This is a genomic window from Actinosynnema sp. NPDC059335 (genome assembly GCF_042752395.1).
Classification (GTDB): domain Bacteria; phylum Actinomycetota; class Actinomycetes; order Mycobacteriales; family Pseudonocardiaceae; genus Actinosynnema.
The window spans coordinates 16,195-32,915 of sequence record NZ_JBHYXZ010000083.1 but is presented as its reverse complement, the minus strand read 5'-3'; the positions used below and the strand labels follow the sequence as shown (position 1 = coordinate 32,915).

Genomic DNA, 16,721 nt, shown 5'->3' with positions numbered 1-16,721 from the left:
ACGGTTTGGCCGGGTCCCCCCAAAAAGCCCCCCCCCCCCCCACATAAAAAAAAAACCCTGGGGCCACCCCCCGCGGCGCCCCCCCCGCCCCCGGGCCGCCCCGCGGGGTTCTCCGCATGGAAAAACCGTCAGGCCCTCAACGCGGCCCGCGTGCCGTGCGCGATCTCCAGGTCCTCACGCGCGGCGACGACGAAAGCCCGCGCCGTCGCGCCCGTTCCCGTGATCTCGGTGTCGCCGTCGGCCCGCTCGTTGCCCTCGGGGTCGATCGCGACGCCGAGGAACGCCAGCCGCTCGGCGGCGCGGCGGCGCACCGCGGCCGACCCCTCCCCCACGCCGCCGGTGAACGCGAGCACGTCCAGGCCGCCCAGCGCGGCGGCCATGGCCGCGACGCCGCCGGCCAGCCGGTGCGTGTAGACGTCCAGCGCCAGCACGGCGTCCGCGTCGCCGCCGGCCGCCGCCGCGTCGATCTCGCGCAGGTCACCGGTCCCGGCCAGCGCGGTGAGCCCCGACTCCTCCTCCAACGCCGTCGCGACCTCGTGCGGGGACAACTCCTCGTGCTCCTCCAGCCACAGCACCAGGCCGGGGTCCACCGTGCCCGACCGGGTGGCCATCACCAGGCCCTCCAACGGGGTGAACCCCATGGTGGTGTCGACGCTGCGCCCGTCGGCGATCGCGGCCAGCGACGCGCCCGCGCCCAGGTGGCACGTGACGATCCGCGGAGCGGGCGGCGCCAGCTCGGCCACCCGGCGCGCGCAGTAGGCGTGCGACAGGCCGTGGAAGCCGTAGCGGCGGATCGCGTACCGCTCGCGCCACCGCCTCGGCACGGCGTAGGTCGCCGCCGCGGCGGGGATCGTGGTGTGGAACGCGGTGTCGAAGCACGCCACCGCCGGCACGTCCGGGAGCAGCCGGTGCACCGCGTCCAACCCGGCCAACGACTTCGGCTGGTGCAGCGGCGCGAGCGAGGTCAGGTCGACCAGCGCCTGCCGCACCAGGTCGTCCAGCACCACGGGGTCGGTGAACCGCGTGCCGCCGTGCACCACCCGGTGCCCCACGGCGTCCGGTGTCGGCCAGTCGTCCAGCACCTCGCCGAGGCGCGCCGGGTCCGGCTCCACGTCCGCCGTGCGCTCCACCCGGTCGTCGGCCGCGAGCAACCGCAGCTTCAGGCTGGACGAGCCCGCGTTGACCACCAGGACCCGCACGTCAGCTCCACGTCCAGCCGGAAATGGCCGGGTCGTCCTCGCCGTGCTCGCGGGTGTGCCGGCGGGCCGCGAGCCGGGCGTCGGCCATGCGCTGCCGCAGCGACGCCGCCGCCCCGCCCAGCGACGGCACCCGGTCGATCACGTCCATGACCAGGTGGAACCGGTCGAGGTCGTTGAGCATCACCATGTCGAACGGCGTGGTCGTGGTGCCCTCCTCCCGGTAGCCGCGCACGTGCAGGTTGGCGTGGTTCGTGCGGCGGTAGGTGAGGCGGTGGATCAGCCACGGGTAGCCGTGGAACGCGAACACCACCGGCTTGTCGGCGGTGAACAACGCGTCGAAGTCGCGGTCGGGCAGGCCGTGCGGGTGCTCGGTGTCCGGCTGCAGGCGCATCAGGTCCACCACGTTCACCACCCGGACCTTCAGGTCGGGAAGGTGCTCGCGCAGCAGCTTCGCCGCCGCCAGCGTCTCCAGCGTCGGGATGTCGCCCGCGCACGCCAGCACCACGTCCGGCTCGCCCTCGGTGGTGCCCGCCCAGTCCCAGATGCCGAGGCCGCGCGTGCAGTGCGCGATGGCGTCGGGCATGTCCAGGTAGGTCAGCGCGGGCTGCTTGCCCGCCACGACCACGTTCACGTAGTGCCGGCTGCGCAGGCAGTGGTCCATCACCGACAGCAGCGTGTTGGTGTCCGGCGGCAGGTACACGCGGACGATCTCGGCCTTCTTGTTCACCACGTGGTCCAGGAAACCGGGGTCCTGGTGGCTGAAGCCGTTGTGGTCCTGCCGCCACACGTGCGACGACAGCAGGTAGTTCAACGACGCCAGCGGCGCGCGCCACGGGATGACGCGGGTCGTCTTCAACCACTTGGCGTGCTGGTTGAGCATCGAGTCGACGATGTGGATGAACGCCTCGTAGCTGGTGAACAGGCCGTGCCTGCCGGTCAGCAGGTAGCCCTCCAGCCAGCCCTGGCACAGGTGCTCGGACAGCACCTCCAGCACCCGGCCGTCCGGCGCGAGGTGGTCGTCGCCCGGCTCGACGCCGGCCCACCACTTGCGGCCCGTCACCTCGAACAGCCCGGACAGCCGGTTGGACGCCACCTCGTCCGGCCCGAACACCAGGAAGTTGTCCGGGTTGCGGCGCACCACGTCCCGCAGGAACCCGCCGAGCACCTTGGTCGCCTCGCTGCTCTCCACCGCGGGGCGGGTCACGGGCACCGCGTGGTCGCGGAAGTCGGGCATCCGCAGGTCGCGCAGCAGGCGTCCGCCGTTCGTGTGCGGGTTGGCGCTCATCCGCCGGTCGCCGGTCGGCGCGAGGGCCCGCAACTCCGGCGCCAGCCGGCCGTTCTCGTCGAACAGCTCCTCGGGCCGGTAGCCGCGCAGCCACTCCTCCAGCTGCGCGCGGTGGCCGGCGTCGGTGCGGGTGGCGGCCAGCGGCACCTGGTGCGCGCGGAACGTGCCCTCGACCTGACGACCGTCCACTTCGCGCGGTCCGGTCCACCCCTTCGGGGTGCGCAGCACGATCATCGGCCACGGCGGGCGTTGCCGGGACGTCTTCATCTCCGCGATGTCGTCCAGCACCCGGTCCAGGGTGGACGCCAGCTGCTCGTGCACCGCCTTCGGCTCGTCGCCGGCCACGAAGTGCGGTGTGTGCCCGTAGCCGCGCAGCAACGAGGCCAGCTCGTCGTCCGGGATGCGCGACAACACCGTGGGGTTGGCGATCTTGTAGCCGTTGAGGTGCAGCACGGGCAGCACCACGCCGTCGCGGGACGGGTCGAGGAACTTGTTCGAGTGCCAGCTCGCGGCCAGCGGACCGGTCTCCGCCTCGCCGTCGCCGACCACGCACAACGCCAGCAGGTCGGGGTTGTCGAACACCGCGCCGTAGGCGTGCAGGAGCGCGTAGCCCAGCTCGCCGCCCTCGTGGATCGAGCCCGGCGTCTCGGGCGCGACGTGGCTCGGGATGCCGCCGGGGAAGGAGAACTGGCGGAACAGCGCGCGCAGGCCGTCGACGTCCTCGCCGATGGTGGAGTACACCTCGCTGTAGGTGCCCTCCAGGTAGGCGTTCGCGACGAGGCCGGGGCCGCCGTGGCCGGGGCCGGTGACGTAGAAGGCGTTGAGGTCGCGTTGCCGGATCGCGCGGTTCATGTGCGCGTAGAGGAGGTTGAGGCCGGGGGTGGTGCCCCAGTGGCCGAGCAGGCGCGGCTTGACGTGCTCGGGGCGCAGGGGTTCCCGCAGCAGCGGGTTGTCGAGCAGGTAGATCTGCCCGACGGAGAGGTAGTTGGCGGCGCGCCAGTAGGCGTCCAGCAGGTCCAGGTCGTCCGCGGTGTGGTCGGTCGACGGCATGGCACCGACGCTAGCTCCCCGCACCGCCGGCCGAAACTCGAGCGGACACGCCGAACATCGCCCGATAGTGATCATCTACGCCCCTGTTCGAGTGATGACCGCTGAACGGAAGTTCGAATACCGTTCCTGCCATGAACTTCTCCTCCACCGTCATTCCCCGTCCCGTCCCGTCCCCTGGGCACGGTGGCCGCGTCCGGTCGCTCGTTCCCGCGTCCCGCACGTGTCCGGACCCGGCTTTCGCGCGCGTCGGTCCGCCGGCGGACGGGCGGGAGCGCGCGGGCCGGGTGACGATGGACCCCGGTCGGAGCGCGGGAGGTGCGCATGTCCGGGGTCGCCGACGGGCGGGTGACCCGCCCGGAGGGGTTGACCTCGGCGGAGGTCGCGGAGCGGGTCGGGGCCGGGCGGACCAACGCGGTCACCACGGGCACCAGCCGCGGCGTCGGGCAGATCGTCCGGGCGAACGTCATCACGCCGTTCAACGGGCTGCTGACGGCGTTGTTCCTGGTCATCCTCGCGACGGGCCGGTGGCAGAACGGCCTGTTCGGGCTCGTCGTGGTGGCGAACACGGCGATCGGCGTCGTGCAGGAGCTGCGGGCCAAGCGCACCCTCGACCGGCTCGCCGTGCTCAACGCGCCGCGCGCCAGGGTGACCCGTGACGGCGCGACGTCCGAGATCGCCGTCGGCGAGGTGGTGGCCGACGACCTGATCGGGCTCCGCACCGGCGACCAGGTCGTGGCGGACGGCGTGGTGACGGCGGCGGACGGGCTCGAGGTGGACGAGTCGCTGCTGACCGGCGAGTCGGAGCCGGTGCACAAGGCGGTCGGCGACGAGGTGCGGTCCGGCTCGATCGTGGTGGCCGGGTCGGGCGCGTTCCAGGCCACGGCGGTCGGCGCGGAGTCCTACGCGACGCGGCTCACCGCGGAGGCCCGCCGGTTCACCGTGGTCCGGTCGGAGTTGGTGGCGGGCACCAACACGCTGCTGCGGTGGATCTCGTTGCTGATGCTGGTGGTCGGTCCGCTGCTGCTGTGGAGCCAGTTGCGCAGCCCGGACACGAGCGGCTGGCAGGAGGCGCTGACCGGCGCGGTGGCGGCGCTGGTCGGCATGGTCCCGGAAGGGTTGGTGCTGCTCACGAGCCTGGCGTTCATGGTGGCGGCGGTGACCCTGGCGGGGCGGCGGACGCTGGTGCAGGAACTGCCCGCGGTCGAGGTGCTGGCCCGGGTCGACGTCGTCTGCCTGGACAAGACGGGCACGCTCACCCACGGCGACATCGTGTTCGACTCCCTGATCACGGACGGTCCACGAGAGGAGGTACGGGAAGCGCTGGCGCTGCTGGCGACCGCGCCGGACGCGAACGCGACCTCGGCCGCGCTGGCCGGGACGTTCCGCGAGACCACGTGGCGGCGCACCGGCGGCGTGCCGTTCTCCTCGGCCCGCAAGTGGTCCTCTGTGGACACCGACGGTCACGGCACGTGGGTGGTGGGCGCACCGGAGATGGTGTTCCCGGCCGGCGGGCCGGCGGTGGACCGCGCCGCCGACCTCGCGGCGCAGGGCAAGCGGGTGCTGGTCCTGGCCTCCACCGACTCGACCGGCCCGCCGTCCGCCTCCACCAGCTCGACGGACCCGCCGCCGGCCGCCACCGCCGCCCCGCCCGGCGGCCCGACCTCCGGCTCCCCCGCCGGCCACTCCTCCGGCTCCGCCACCGGCCCGGACGGGGGCTCTTCCGGGGGTGACGCGTCCCTGCCCGCGGGTCTCGCCGAACGGGCGCTGGTGGTGCTGGCCGAGCGGGTCCGCGACGACGCCCCCGACGCGGTGCGGTACTTCGCCGACCAGGGCGTCACGCTGCGGGTGATCTCCGGTGACAACCCGCGCACCGTGGGCGCGGTCGCGGTGTCGGTCGGCGTGCCGGGCATCTCGGCGGCGGGCGAGGCGGTGGACGCCCGCACGTTGCCCGAGGACCCGGACGAGCTGGCCGACGTGCTGGAGACCTCCGCCGTGTTCGGGCGCGTCACGCCGGGGCAGAAGCGGGCCGTGGTGGGCGCGTTGCAGCGGCGCGGGCACGTGGTCGCGATGACCGGTGACGGGGTCAACGACGCGATGGCGTTGAAGGACGCCGACATCGGCGTGGCGATGGGCAACGGGGCCGCGGCGACGAAGGCGGTGGCGCAACTGGTGCTGCTGGACAGCCGGTTCGCCCACCTGCCGGACGTGGTCGCGGAAGGACGCCGGGTGATCGCCAACATCGAGCGCGCGGCGAACCTGTTCCTGGTGAAGAACGCGTACTCGCTGGTGCTGGCGCTGGTCGTGCTGGTGAGCGGCGTCGCCTACCCGTTGGCCCCGATCCAGCTGACCATGATCTCGGCGCTGACGATCGGCGTGCCGGGCTTCGTGCTGGCCCTCGGCCCGAACCACCGCCGTTACGTGCCGGGCTTCCTCGGCCGGGTGCTGCGCCTGGCCGTGCCCACCGGGGTGGTGATCGGGTTGGCGGCGTTCGCGGGCGACCTGGCGATCCGAGCCCTCGACCCGCCCGGCGGCACGGCGGCCGGTCGGACGGTGGCGACGGTGGTGGTGCTGGCGGCGTCGCTGTGGACGTTGTCGCTGCTGGCGCGTCCACTGGCCGGCTGGAAGGTCGTGCTGCTGGCCGGCCTCGCCACGGCGGCCGCCGTGATCCTCGCCGTGCCGCTGCTGGCGACCGACGTGTTCCTGCTGGCCGTGACACCGCAACGACTGCTGGTCGGGCTGGCGATCGGCGCGGTGGCGGCGGCAGCGGTCGAGCTCGTGGGCCGCGTCGTCCTGCGCCCCGTCCACACCGCCGAACCACCCGACCCGTTGTCCACCACTACCCACCAGGGGGATCCATGACCTCGCACTCCCGGCACGACCCCCATCCACGAAGACCCGGCGGTCCCCCGTGACGTCACACGCCCACCGTGCCGTCGATGCCTTCGCGCAGGAGGTCCGCGTGCCCGTTGTGCCGGGCGTACTCGTGGATCAGGTGCAGCATGACCAGGCGCAACGACACGTCCTCGCCCCAGCGCGCGTGGTGGCCGGCGACGTCGAGCGACTCGGCCTCCCGTTCGATGCGGCGCGCGTGCGCGACCTCCGCCCGCCACGCCTCGAACGCCTCGGACCGGGTGGCCCCGGAGTCGTCGTAGGCGGCCTGGAAGTCGCCGTCGGGCGACCACACCAGCGGCACGTCCTCGTTGTTGATCACCCGCCGGAACCAGGTCCGCTCGACCTCGGCCATGTGCCGGACCAGGCCGAGCAGCGACAACGTGGACGACGGCACGGACCGGCGGCGCAGGTCCTCCGTGGTCAACCCGTCGCACTTCAGGGCCAGGGTGGCGCGGTGGTGGTCGAGGAACGCGCGCAGCGTCTCCCGCTCGCCCCCGCGCAGCGGCGGGCTGATCCGTTCGGTCGTCATGGGGACATCGTTCCCCGGCGGGCTAGGGTCGGGCGGCATGGACCCCGTGGTGCCCCGGTACGGGAGCGGATCGCTGGCCGACGTCGTCCCGTCACTGCTCGCCGGGCTCGGCGTCCCCGGGATGGTCGACGTGCTGGGCGTGTCCGGGCCGCGGCGGGTGTGCGTGCTGCTCGTGGACGGTCTCGGGTGGCGGCTGCTGCGGGAGCACGAGGGCGACGCGCCGTTCCTGGCGTCGTTGGCCGGTGGTCCGATCACCGCCGGGTTCCCGTCCACCACGGCGTCGAGCCTGGCCGCCCTGGGCACCGGATTGCCGACCGGTGAGCACGGGCTGGTCGGCTACTCGTTCGCGCACGGCGACGAGGTGCTGAACGCGTTGCGCTGGTCCCGGTACGGGGCGGCGGAGCACGTCGACCTGCGGTCGGTGCTCGTGCCGGAGGAGGTGCAGCCGCGGCGGACGGCGTTCGAGGCGGCGGCCGACGCGGGCGTGGAGGTGCGGCTCGTGCTGCCCCGCGACCAGAAGGGCAGCGGTCTGTCGCGGGCGGTGCTGCGCGGTGGCCGGTTCGGGGGCGTGCTCGGGTTCGGCGACCTGGTGACGCGCGTGGCCGAGGCGTTGCGGTCGGCCGACCGGGTGCTCTGCTACGCCTACCACGCGGACCTCGACGCGCTCGGGCACGTGTACGGGCCGGGCAGCGACCCGTGGCGGTGGCAGTTGCGGTTCGTGGACCGGCTGGCCGCGGCGGTGGCGGACGGCCTGCCGCCCGGTGGCGCGCTGGTCGTGACGGCCGACCACGGCATGGTGCGGGTCGCCGATCCCGTCGACCTGGACACCGACGACGAGCTGCGGGACGGGGTGCGCGCGTTCGGCGGCGAGGCCCGGGTCCGGCACGTCTACACCTCCACTCCCGACGCGGTCCGGTCGAGGTGGGAGGAACGGTTGGGCGACCGGGCGTGGATCGCGTCACGGTCGGAAGCCGTCGCCGCGGGCTGGTTCGGTCCCACCGTGGCCGGGCACGTGCTGCCGCGCATCGGCGACCTCGTCGTGGCCGCCAAGGACTCCCTCGCCCTGGTCCGCTCGCGCGTCGAGCCGGGGCTCACTACGTTCGTGGGGCACCACGGCTCCCTGACGGAGGAGGAACAGCACATCCCGGTCCTGCACACGATCGGGTGATCATGGCCCGGAAATGTACGGAAACACTGTTACCCATCCTCGGTTGGACCAGACCGAGCGCCGACCACCCCGCCCCGTCACCGCCGGAACCGCCCGGTCCGCGTTCGGCATAGCATCACGTGTCGGCCGCCGGGGGCAGGCGGCCGGGACGGAGGCGACGAGTGGAGCACGGGTCACCCGTGGTGGACACGTCCGTCGCCGGGGTCGTGGAAGCCAGGTGGGGCACCCGCCCGGACCCCGCGATCGCGCGCTACGCCGAGCCGGGCTGGCAGCTCTCGCCGGTCCCCATCGACCGCCGCTGCCCGAACTGCGAAGGCGAACTCCACGGCCTCTACCGCGCCCACCCCGACCGCGGCCGCCAACAACTCCAGGCCGCCGTCGCCTGCCCCGCCTGCCCCGCGTCGTTCACGCTGCGGGAGCTGAAGCTCGCCCAACGCTCCGTCCTCGGCGACCTGCGCCCCGCCGCCGTCACCCGCCGCCTCGCCGAAGACGCGCAGCTGGAAGCCCTGGCCCGCGCCTCCCGCACCCCTCGCACCACCCACCCCCGCCCGACCACCCCGCCACCCCCGGCCAACTCCCCGGCCACCCGCGACCCCGACCCCGCCCCGACGACCCGCCCGACCGGCCGGAAAACCGCACGACCGCGGGCCGGCGGCCACGACGCGCCCTTCGACACGCCGGACCACGCCGCGACGACCGTGCCCGGCGGCGAGGCCGGCGACGCGGAAACCGGCAGGTCGAACGACACGAACGCGGTAATCGACACCGCGGCGCGCGGTCCCGCGACAACCGGCAACCCGCCGTCGGCCAACGGCGCGACGGCCGACGATTCCCCGGACGGCACCGCGGCGACCGGCGGCGAAGCCGGCGACGGCAGCGCACCGGAGGCCCGTCCCAGGCGGCGGGTGTCCACGGTCGCCATGGCGGCGCGCATCCGGTCCATCCTCAGCGGCTCGGAGGTCGCGCCCGCCGCACGCGTCGCCGACGCCCCGGTCCTGCCGCCGGCGCTGGCGGCGTTGGAATCGCGGCCCGTGTGGTGGTGCAAGACGGTCGATCCGGCGCTCGCGGTCCCCGACGTGCCGCCCGGTGTGGACGCGCGGGTCGTTTTGCCCGATTCGTCCGAATTCTCCGATTTGCGCAACCGCCTGACCGCCGCGGGCGTGCCGTTCCGCGCCGTCCGGCACTGGCTGGAGCAGGAGGAGGTCTCCACCACGTCCGCCACGGCGTGGCTGTCCGACGTCGGCGGGGTGGTGCCGGAGCGGTGCGAGTCGGTGGTCGGCGACGGCGCGCGGGCGGCTCGGCTGGCCTTCGGCATGCTCTGGGACCTGCACGAACCGGTCGACCCGGCGGACGTGCCGGACCCGGTCCCGGTCACCCGCCACGTCCCCGCCGACTGGGCGCGGTTCCTGCCGTTCCCCGTGCTCAACCCCGCGCAGGCCCAGGCCGCGCCCCACCTGGTGGACGGCGACTCCCACGTGCTGATCACCGCGCCGACCGGCGCGGGCAAGACCGCGATGGGCATGCTGGCCGCGCTGAAGGCGATCCTGCACGAAGGCCGCAAGGCCGCCTGGCTCGTCCCGCAACGCTCGCTCACCGACGAACTCGACCGCGAACTGGAGACGTGGCGCACCGAGGGCCTGCGCGTCGAACGCCTGTCCGGCGAGTACGCCGTCGACGTCGAGGCGGTCAAGGCGGCCGACCTCTGGGTGGCCACCACCGAGAAGTTCGAGGCGATCTGCCGCGCCAGTTCCCTCCAGGCGGCCCTCGGCGAGGTCGGCTGCCTCGTCGTGGACGAGATCCACCTGCTCGGCAGCCCCCACCGCGGCGCGCTGCTGGAAGCGCTGCTGGCCCGCGTCCGCGGCGCGGACTCGCCGGTCCGGATCGTCGGGCTGTCGGCCACGGTGTCCAACGCGGCCGAGGTGGCCGAGTGGCTGGAGGCGGACCTGGTCGCCACGACCTGGCGGCCGTCGAAGGTCACCTGGCAGCTGCCGACGATCCCGGCCGCCTCGGGCTTCACCGCGAACAACCGCCTGCGCGAGCAGGTCGTGCTCGACCTGACCCACCGGCACACCGCCGAGGGCGGCAGCGTGCTGGTGTTCTGCGGGTCGAAGCGCAACGTCCGCTCGACCGCGATGGCGATCGCCGCGGACCGGGGCGCACCCGTGCACACCGTCGCCGCCGACGACGTCGACGGCCTCACCAAGGCGTGCGCGGAGGTGGGCGTCCGGCTGCACTACGCCGACTACGAGCACAAACACGCGGCCGAACGCGCGTTCCGGGCCCGTGAGGCGGACGTCCTGGTCGCCACGTCCACCGTCGCGGCGGGCGTGAACCTGCCGGCGCGGGCGGTGATCGTCCGGGACGTCTCCATCGGCGGCGAGCCGATCGACACCTCGACCGTGCTGCAGATGTTCGGCCGGGCCGGGCGCATCGGCGCGGGCGAGACGGAGGGCTGGTCGTACCTGCTAGTGGACGAGACGCAGCGCGCCGACTGGCAGACCAGGCTGGTGGCGGGCTACTCGGTGTACTCGCGGATCCGCGAGTCGCTGCCCGACCACGTGCTGGCCGAGGTGTTGCAGGGCCGGATCGGCACGATGGACGACGCGCAGGCGTGGTGGGTGGAGACGCTGGCGTACGCGCAGGGGGACGACGACCTGGAACCGGTGCAGGATGCCGTGGCGTTCCTCGTGGACGAGGGCCACCTGACGCTGACCGACGGCCGGCTCGGCATCACCGAGCTGGGCCGGCTGACCGCGCGGATGATGGTGTCCACCCACACCGGGCACCGGTTGCGCCGCACGTTGGGCCTGTTGCCGGTCCCGCACGACCCGGACGAGGCGGAGAACGCGCTCAGCCTGGTGCTCTCGGTCGCGGTGCGCGACCTGGCCGGGATCCCGGTGCCGGAGCCGGTGCGGCCCGCGGTCGCCACCGTGATCAAGGCGGGCGGCAAGACGTCGCAGATCACGAACACGACGTCGGTGAAGGGCCTGGGGTCGCAGACGACGACCGCGCCGGGCGACCTGGCGTGGGCGGCGCTGCTGCTCGCGGCCCGGTCACCGCACCTGTTCGACTCCGCACGTCGCCGGGTCGCCGCCGGCATCCCGCTGGCGACCCTGCACCCGGTGTACGAGCAGGCGCCGAGGTTCCTGGCGTGGCTGGCCGCGCAGGGCGTGCTCGGCACGGTGCACCCGTGGATCGCGATCGTGGCCGCCGACCTCGACCACCGCGTCCGCTGGCGGAGCCTCGCGCCCGGACGCGGCGCCGGCCGGCTGCTGTGGATGTGCGAGGAGATGGCCACCCGCGCCCACCTCAGGGACGTGGTGCCGGAGCTGTGGCGGTCGGCGGTCGCGCGGGGAGTCCGCGCGCCGGACTGGCCGCCGGGGCGGTCGCCGGCGGGCTGCGTGCTCGACCACGCCGGCTACACCGCGTTGCTGCGGGAGCGCACGACGAACTACACCCTCGCCGCGCACGCCGACAGCGCCACCGCGACCGGCGGCACGGGCGCGTCCGTGATCGCGTGGCGCGGCCGGACGTGGACCGCGCCGACGTCGTCGGCGACCGTCGCGTACCCGGTGGTGGAGGACGACGACGCGGCCGGGGCCGGAGTCGCCGTGTTCACCCGGCGGGGCGACTACCGCGCGACCGGGTGGCTCGACGCCTACACCGGTCTCCCGACGTCCACCGGGGCCGAGCCTCCGCCACCGGCACGTCGTGCGCGTCGCGGGCTCGGCCTGGCGGCCCGACCCGCGCCGTCGAGGGGGAGTTGAGGTTCCCCGATGGCGGGCTACCCACCGGAGCCGTGGCGGCTGAACGGGCGCGGATGCGTGGCGGTGTGGCTGGTGCGGGCGACTCAGCTGCCGCCGCTGCCCGCGCGTCCGGTGACCCTGGTCGGGCGGGCGGTGGTCGGCACGGCGTTCGTGGACTACCGGCCGCCCGGCATGGCGTACCACGAGGTGCTGGCGGCCGTGCTGGTGCGGCGCGGCCCGAGGGTCGGGGTGTCGATCACGCACATCTGGGTGGACAGCGAGGCGTCGCGGGCGGGTGGCCGGGAGCTGTGGGGCATCCCCAAGGAACGGGCCGCGTTCGAGTGGGACGGCGACGGCCTCACCGCGTCCGCGCGGGACGGGCGCGGCCCGGTCGCGTCGGTCCGCGCCCGTTCGCCGCGGTTCGGCGTGTGGCTGGCGGCGGTCGCGTCGACGTGGCAGGCGCTCGGTGACGACGTCGCCCGCACGCCGCTGCGCGCCTCGGGTCTCGTGACCCCGGTGCGCGCCGCCTGGCGGATCGACCCGGCGGGGCCGCTCGCCTGGCTGCTCCCCCACCGGCCGCTGGTCGGCGTCGCCGTCCGCCGGATGAGGATGCGGTTCGGGCCGCGCCGTCGCGGAGGTCGCCCCGGCGGTTGACGTCAGCCGCGGCGGCCGACGTCAGGCACGGCGACCGACGTCAGGCACGGCGACCGACGTCACGCACGGCGGTCGACGTCACGCACGGCGCAGGAAGTCCGCCAGCCCGTCGAGCAGGCGGTCCACCTCGGCGTCGGTCGAGTACGGCGCGAGCCCGACGCGCAGGCCGCCGGTGTCGCCGAGCCCGAGCCACCGGGACGTCTCGATCGCGTAGAACGACCCGGCCGGCGCGTTCACGCCCAACCCCGCGAGGTGCCGGTACGCGTCCGCGGCCGCGTGGCCCTCGAACGTCACCAGCACCGTCGGCGTGCGCGACCCGGCCCGCGACCACACGACCGCGCCCGGCAACTCCCGCAACCCCGCTTCGACCCGTTCGCGCAACCGGTCCTCGTGCCCGCCGACCGCCGCCAGCGACGCCTCGATCCGCGCACGACGCCCACCCTGGGCGCGGGTCGCGTCGGTGGGGGCCAGGTCGGCGATGAAGTCGACCGCGGCCGTGCAGCCGGCCAGGATCTCGTACGGCAACGTGCCCAGCTCGAACCGCTCCGGCACCGCGTCCGGCGAGGGCAGCAGCTTGTCCGGCCGCAGGTCCGCCAACACCTCCGGACGCCCCGCCACCACACCGCAGTGCGGCCCGAAGAACTTGTACGGCGAGCACGCGAAGAAGTCCGCCCCGAGCGCCGCCACGTCCACCGCGTGATGGGCCGCGAAGTGCACGCCGTCCACGTAGCACAACGCCCCGCGCGCGTGCGCCGACGCGACGATGTCCGCCACCGGCGTGCGGGTGCCGATCAGGTTCGACGCGGCCGTGACGGCCACCAGCCGGGTCCGGTCCGACAGGGCCTCGGCCACGTCGTCCAGCTCGCCGGTCGCCGGGTCGAACCCGACCCACCGCACCACCGCCCCGACCGCCTCCGCGGCCTGCGCCCACGGCCGCACGTTCGCGTCGTGGTCGAGCCTCGTCACCACCACTTCGTCGCCGGGCCGCCAGGTGCGCGCCAGCGTGCGGGCGAAGTCGTAGGTCAGCTGGGTCATGCTGCGCCCGAACACCACGCCCGCCGGGTCCGCGCCGAGGAGGTCGCCCATCGCGCGGCGGGCGTCCAGCACGATCGCGTCGGCGGCGCGTTCGGCGGCGGTCACCACGCCGCGGTTGGCCAGGGACGAGGTGAGGGCGTCCCGCACCGCGTCGGCGACGACGGCGGGCACCTGGGAACCGCCCGGTCCGTCGAAGTGCGCGGTGCCGGTGGCCAGGGACGGGAAGCGGGCGCGGACGGACTCGACGTCGTAGGTCATGCCGCCACTCTGACCGCCTTCCACATGCGACTCCAGTGGCCGGGGTCACTTTCCGCCCTTGACAGTGGTCGGACCACCGAACAACCCTATGGAAGCGCTCTCACGACGTCGTGGGACCGCCGCCCGCCGGCCGCCCTGAACCCGGCCCGCGGGTGGGATCAGCCTGCCCTGCACCGAGGAGTTCGCACCGATGCGCACCTTGACGAAGTGGTTGGGCGCGGTCGCCGCGCTGGCCACCTCAGCCTCCCTGGCCGCCGCCGCGCCGGCCGCCGCCACGGGACCGGACCTCCTGCCGCTCACCGTCACCAACCACAGCGGCCGGCCCGAAGCCGTCCACCTGTACGTCCTGGGCACCGACATCAGGCCCGGCGGGCGGCTCGGGTACGTCAACCAGGCGGGCGTGTTCACGCCGTGGTCGCCCGGCGCCAACCCGCCCGTGCCCGCGCCGGACGTGTCGATCGCGGGGCCCGCCAACGGCGGCAGCGTGACGCTGCGCGTGCCGCGCTTCATCTCCGGTCGCGTCTACATGTCGTTCGGGGACAAGCTGAAGTTCTTCCTGACGCCCGACGGCCTGGTGCAGCCCGCGCCGTGGTCGTCCGGCGACCCGAACCGCGACATCCTGTTCGACTGGAGCGAGTTCACCTACAACGACGCCGGGCTGTGGCTGAACAGCTCCCAGGTGGACCAGTTCGCCGTGCCGCACGCGGTCACCGTGACCGGCGCGAGCGGCGTGACCAAGAAGACCGGGGAGCTGGTCGCCAACGGCCGCGACAACGTGATCAACGGGCTGCGCGCGCAACCGGGCTGGGCGAACACCGTGCGCACGCGGGCCGACGGCACGGTGCTGCGCGTGCTCGCGCCCGGCAAGGCCGCCGACGCCGGCCTGTTCGACCGCAACTACCTCGACCCGTACATCACGGAGGCGTGGAACGCCTACACCGGCAGGACGTTGACCGTCGTGCCGTTCGGCGACCGGCCGGACATCCGATACTTCGGCCGCACGTCCGGCAACACCATGACGTTCACGGACTCGTCCGGTCGCCAGGTGGCGTCGTTCGCCAAGCCGTCGACCGCGAACGTGTGGGGCTGCGACGGCGCGCTGGCCGCGCCCAACGACCAGGTCGTCGGGCCGATCGCGCGCACGCTGTGCGCCGCGCTGCACCGGTCCACGCTCGGGCGGATCGACACCCAGCCCGGCGGCGGGCCCGCCGACTTCTACCAGGGGACGCTCACCAACCACTACTCGCGGCTCGTGCACCGGAACATGGTGGACGGCAAGGCGTACGGGTTCGCCTTCGACGACGTGCAGGCGCAGGAGTCGCTGGTGCACGACGGCGACCCCCGTTCGGCCGGGATCATCCTGACGCCGGTCACGGGCGGGGGGGGGCCCCCCCCCCCCCCGCCACCCCCGACAACAAAGGACCCCGCGGGCCCGCCGAGGTCGCGGAGGGCCCCCGCGGCCCCCCCCCGTCGGGCCGTTACAACCCGGCCCCCTTCCGGGGGGGGGGCCCCCACTCCCCCGCCCGTGAACGACGAGCAGCATCGTCAGCGCCTGGCACGGCAAGTGCGTCGACGTGCCGAACTGGAACTTCGCCGACGGGCAGCGGTTGATCGTGTGGGACTGCACCGGCGGGACCAACCAGCGGTGGGAGTGGACCGGCGGGACGCTGCGCACGGAGAACAACATGTGCATGGACGTGGCCTGGGGCTCGACCGCCAACGGAGCCGCGATCCAGGTCGCGAGGTGCAGCGGGAATCCCGCGCAGCAGTTCGTCCTGACGGCGGCGGGTGACCTCGTCAACCCGCAGGCGAACAAGTGCGTGGACATCGCGGACTGGAACCCGAACAACGACGCGGTGCTGCAACTCTGGGAGTGCGCCGGCACGGCCAACCAGAAGTGGCGACGCGGCTAGGACCGCTCGGGCCGAGGGGCGGCACGCCACGCCCCTCGGCCCTCCACGTGCCGAATCCGCACGTCAGTGGCATGATGATCGCCACCTGCCGCACTCGTCCCCCGTGCCACTTTCGGGTGATCATTGAGAACTTCATCAAAGAAAACGCCGTTATCGTCAACCTCGAACGTCGGTTGAAACAACGAGGCCGGCAACCAACCGCCACCCCGCGCACCCCTCGACCCGCAGCCGCCCCCTTCCCCTCGGCACGGTCTGCGAATCACCCCCGGTCTCGGCCGGGCCGGCGGACAGGGCCGGGCCGACGGCCGGCGCGTCACAGGTACTGACGGAACCACCGGCCCGCGAGCTCGGCGACCGCCTCCAACGCGCCGGGCTCCTCGAACAGGTGGGTCGCCCCCTCGACCACCTCGAGCCGCCTCGGCGCCACCAGCCGCTCGGCCGCTTCGCGGTTCAGCTCCAGCACCTGCTCGTCGCGGCCGCCGACCACCAGCAACGTCGGCGCGCGCACCCGTGCGAGGGCGCTGCCCGCGAGGTCCGGCCGTCCGCCGCGTGAGACGACCGCGCGGACCAGGTACGTGCCGGCCGCCGCGACCAGTGCCGCCGCACCCGTGCTCGCGCCGAACAGGCCGATCGGCAGGCCGCGCGTCGGCCGGGCGTGCGACGCCCACTCCACCGCCGCCGCCACCCGCTCCGCCAGCAGCTCGATGTCGAACCGGTGCCGACGCGTGACGCGGTCCTCGCGGTCCTCGTGCTCGGTCAGCAGGTCGAGCAGCAGCGTCGCGAACCCGTCGCGCCGCAGCGACTCGGCTACGGCGCGGTTGCGTTCGCTGTGCCGTGAGCTACCCGAGCCGTGCGCGAACACGACCACGCCGGCCGGGTCCGGTGGGATGCCGAGGTCGGCGGCCAGGGGGGGGGCCCCCCGCCCGACCCGCCCCCCCCCCGCGGGGCGCGCGCCGCGAGCGGGGGGGGGGGTGGCTCGGCGCGGCGGCGGG

The 16,721-nt window shown here is 74.2% G+C and carries 10 protein-coding genes and 1 pseudogene; 6 read left to right on the top strand and 5 right to left on the bottom strand.

Going from position 1 to position 16,721, the window contains the following annotated elements; genetic code table 11:
• Positions 1 to 128: 128 nt before the first annotated feature.
• Both ACFXGA_RS24410 and ACFXGA_RS24405 read right to left on the bottom strand, forming a co-directional pair.
• The gene (locus ACFXGA_RS24410) at positions 129 to 1,199 is read right to left on the bottom strand and encodes an acetate/propionate family kinase (protein ID WP_378091405.1); all 1,071 of its coding nucleotides are present in this window, start codon (positions 1,197 to 1,199) and stop codon (positions 129 to 131) included.
• A 1-nt stretch (position 1,200) separates the two neighbouring features.
• The gene (locus tag ACFXGA_RS24405) at positions 1,201 to 3,534 is read right to left on the bottom strand and encodes a phosphoketolase (RefSeq protein ID WP_378091403.1); all 2,334 of its coding nucleotides are present in this window, start codon (positions 3,532 to 3,534) and stop codon (positions 1,201 to 1,203) included.
• Positions 3,535 to 3,855: 321 nt separating this feature from the next.
• On the opposite strand from ACFXGA_RS24405, the gene ACFXGA_RS24400 reads away from it, so the two are divergent.
• Complete coding sequence (locus ACFXGA_RS24400) at positions 3,856 to 6,393, top strand: HAD-IC family P-type ATPase (RefSeq protein WP_378091401.1); 2,538 nt, start codon at positions 3,856 to 3,858, stop codon at positions 6,391 to 6,393.
• A gap of 55 nt (positions 6,394 to 6,448) precedes the next feature.
• On the opposite strand, the gene ACFXGA_RS24395 is transcribed toward ACFXGA_RS24400, so the two are convergent.
• Complete coding sequence (locus ACFXGA_RS24395; RefSeq protein WP_378091399.1) at positions 6,449 to 6,955, bottom strand: DinB family protein; 507 nt, start codon at positions 6,953 to 6,955, stop codon at positions 6,449 to 6,451.
• A gap of 37 nt (positions 6,956 to 6,992) precedes the next feature.
• Here ACFXGA_RS24395 and ACFXGA_RS24390 point away from each other — a divergent pair, with 37 nt between their 5' ends.
• The 3 genes from ACFXGA_RS24390 to ACFXGA_RS24380 all read left to right on the top strand — a co-directional run bounded on the left by ACFXGA_RS24390 (position 6,993) and on the right by ACFXGA_RS24380 (position 12,523).
• A complete protein-coding gene (locus ACFXGA_RS24390; RefSeq protein WP_378091397.1) occupies positions 6,993 to 8,123 on the top strand; it encodes an alkaline phosphatase family protein in 1,131 nt (376 codons plus the stop codon).
• Positions 8,124 to 8,284: 161 nt separating this feature from the next.
• Complete coding sequence (locus ACFXGA_RS24385; RefSeq protein ID WP_378091395.1) at positions 8,285 to 11,890, top strand: DEAD/DEAH box helicase; 3,606 nt, start codon at positions 8,285 to 8,287, stop codon at positions 11,888 to 11,890.
• 9 nt (positions 11,891 to 11,899) lie between these two features.
• Positions 11,900 to 12,523: an acetoacetate decarboxylase family protein gene (locus tag ACFXGA_RS24380; protein WP_378091393.1), complete on the top strand. Its 624-nt coding sequence runs from the start codon at positions 11,900 to 11,902 to the stop codon at positions 12,521 to 12,523.
• Between the two features lie 78 nt (positions 12,524 to 12,601).
• Here the strand turns inward: ACFXGA_RS24380 and ACFXGA_RS24375 are convergent, their stop codons facing one another.
• Positions 12,602 to 13,816 (bottom strand): cysteine desulfurase-like protein, encoded by a 1,215-nt coding sequence (locus tag ACFXGA_RS24375; protein WP_378091391.1) that lies wholly within the window; start codon positions 13,814 to 13,816, stop codon positions 12,602 to 12,604.
• 190 nt (positions 13,817 to 14,006) lie between these two features.
• Here ACFXGA_RS24375 and ACFXGA_RS24370 point away from each other — a divergent pair.
• Together ACFXGA_RS24370 and ACFXGA_RS24365 are read left to right on the top strand one after the other, a co-directional pair.
• A pseudogene (locus ACFXGA_RS24370) lies at positions 14,007 to 15,164 on the top strand (beta-1,3-glucanase family protein); the annotation flags it as partial.
• Between the two features lie 226 nt (positions 15,165 to 15,390).
• Positions 15,391 to 15,729 (top strand): ricin-type beta-trefoil lectin domain protein, encoded by a 339-nt coding sequence (locus tag ACFXGA_RS24365; RefSeq protein ID WP_378091389.1) that lies wholly within the window; start codon positions 15,391 to 15,393, stop codon positions 15,727 to 15,729.
• Between the two features lie 313 nt (positions 15,730 to 16,042).
• On the opposite strand, the gene ACFXGA_RS24360 is transcribed toward ACFXGA_RS24365, so the two are convergent.
• Entirely contained in the window at positions 16,043 to 16,636 is a 594-nt protein-coding gene (locus tag ACFXGA_RS24360; RefSeq protein WP_378091416.1) for a dienelactone hydrolase family protein, read from the bottom strand.
• Positions 16,637 to 16,721: the final 85 nt, after the last annotated feature.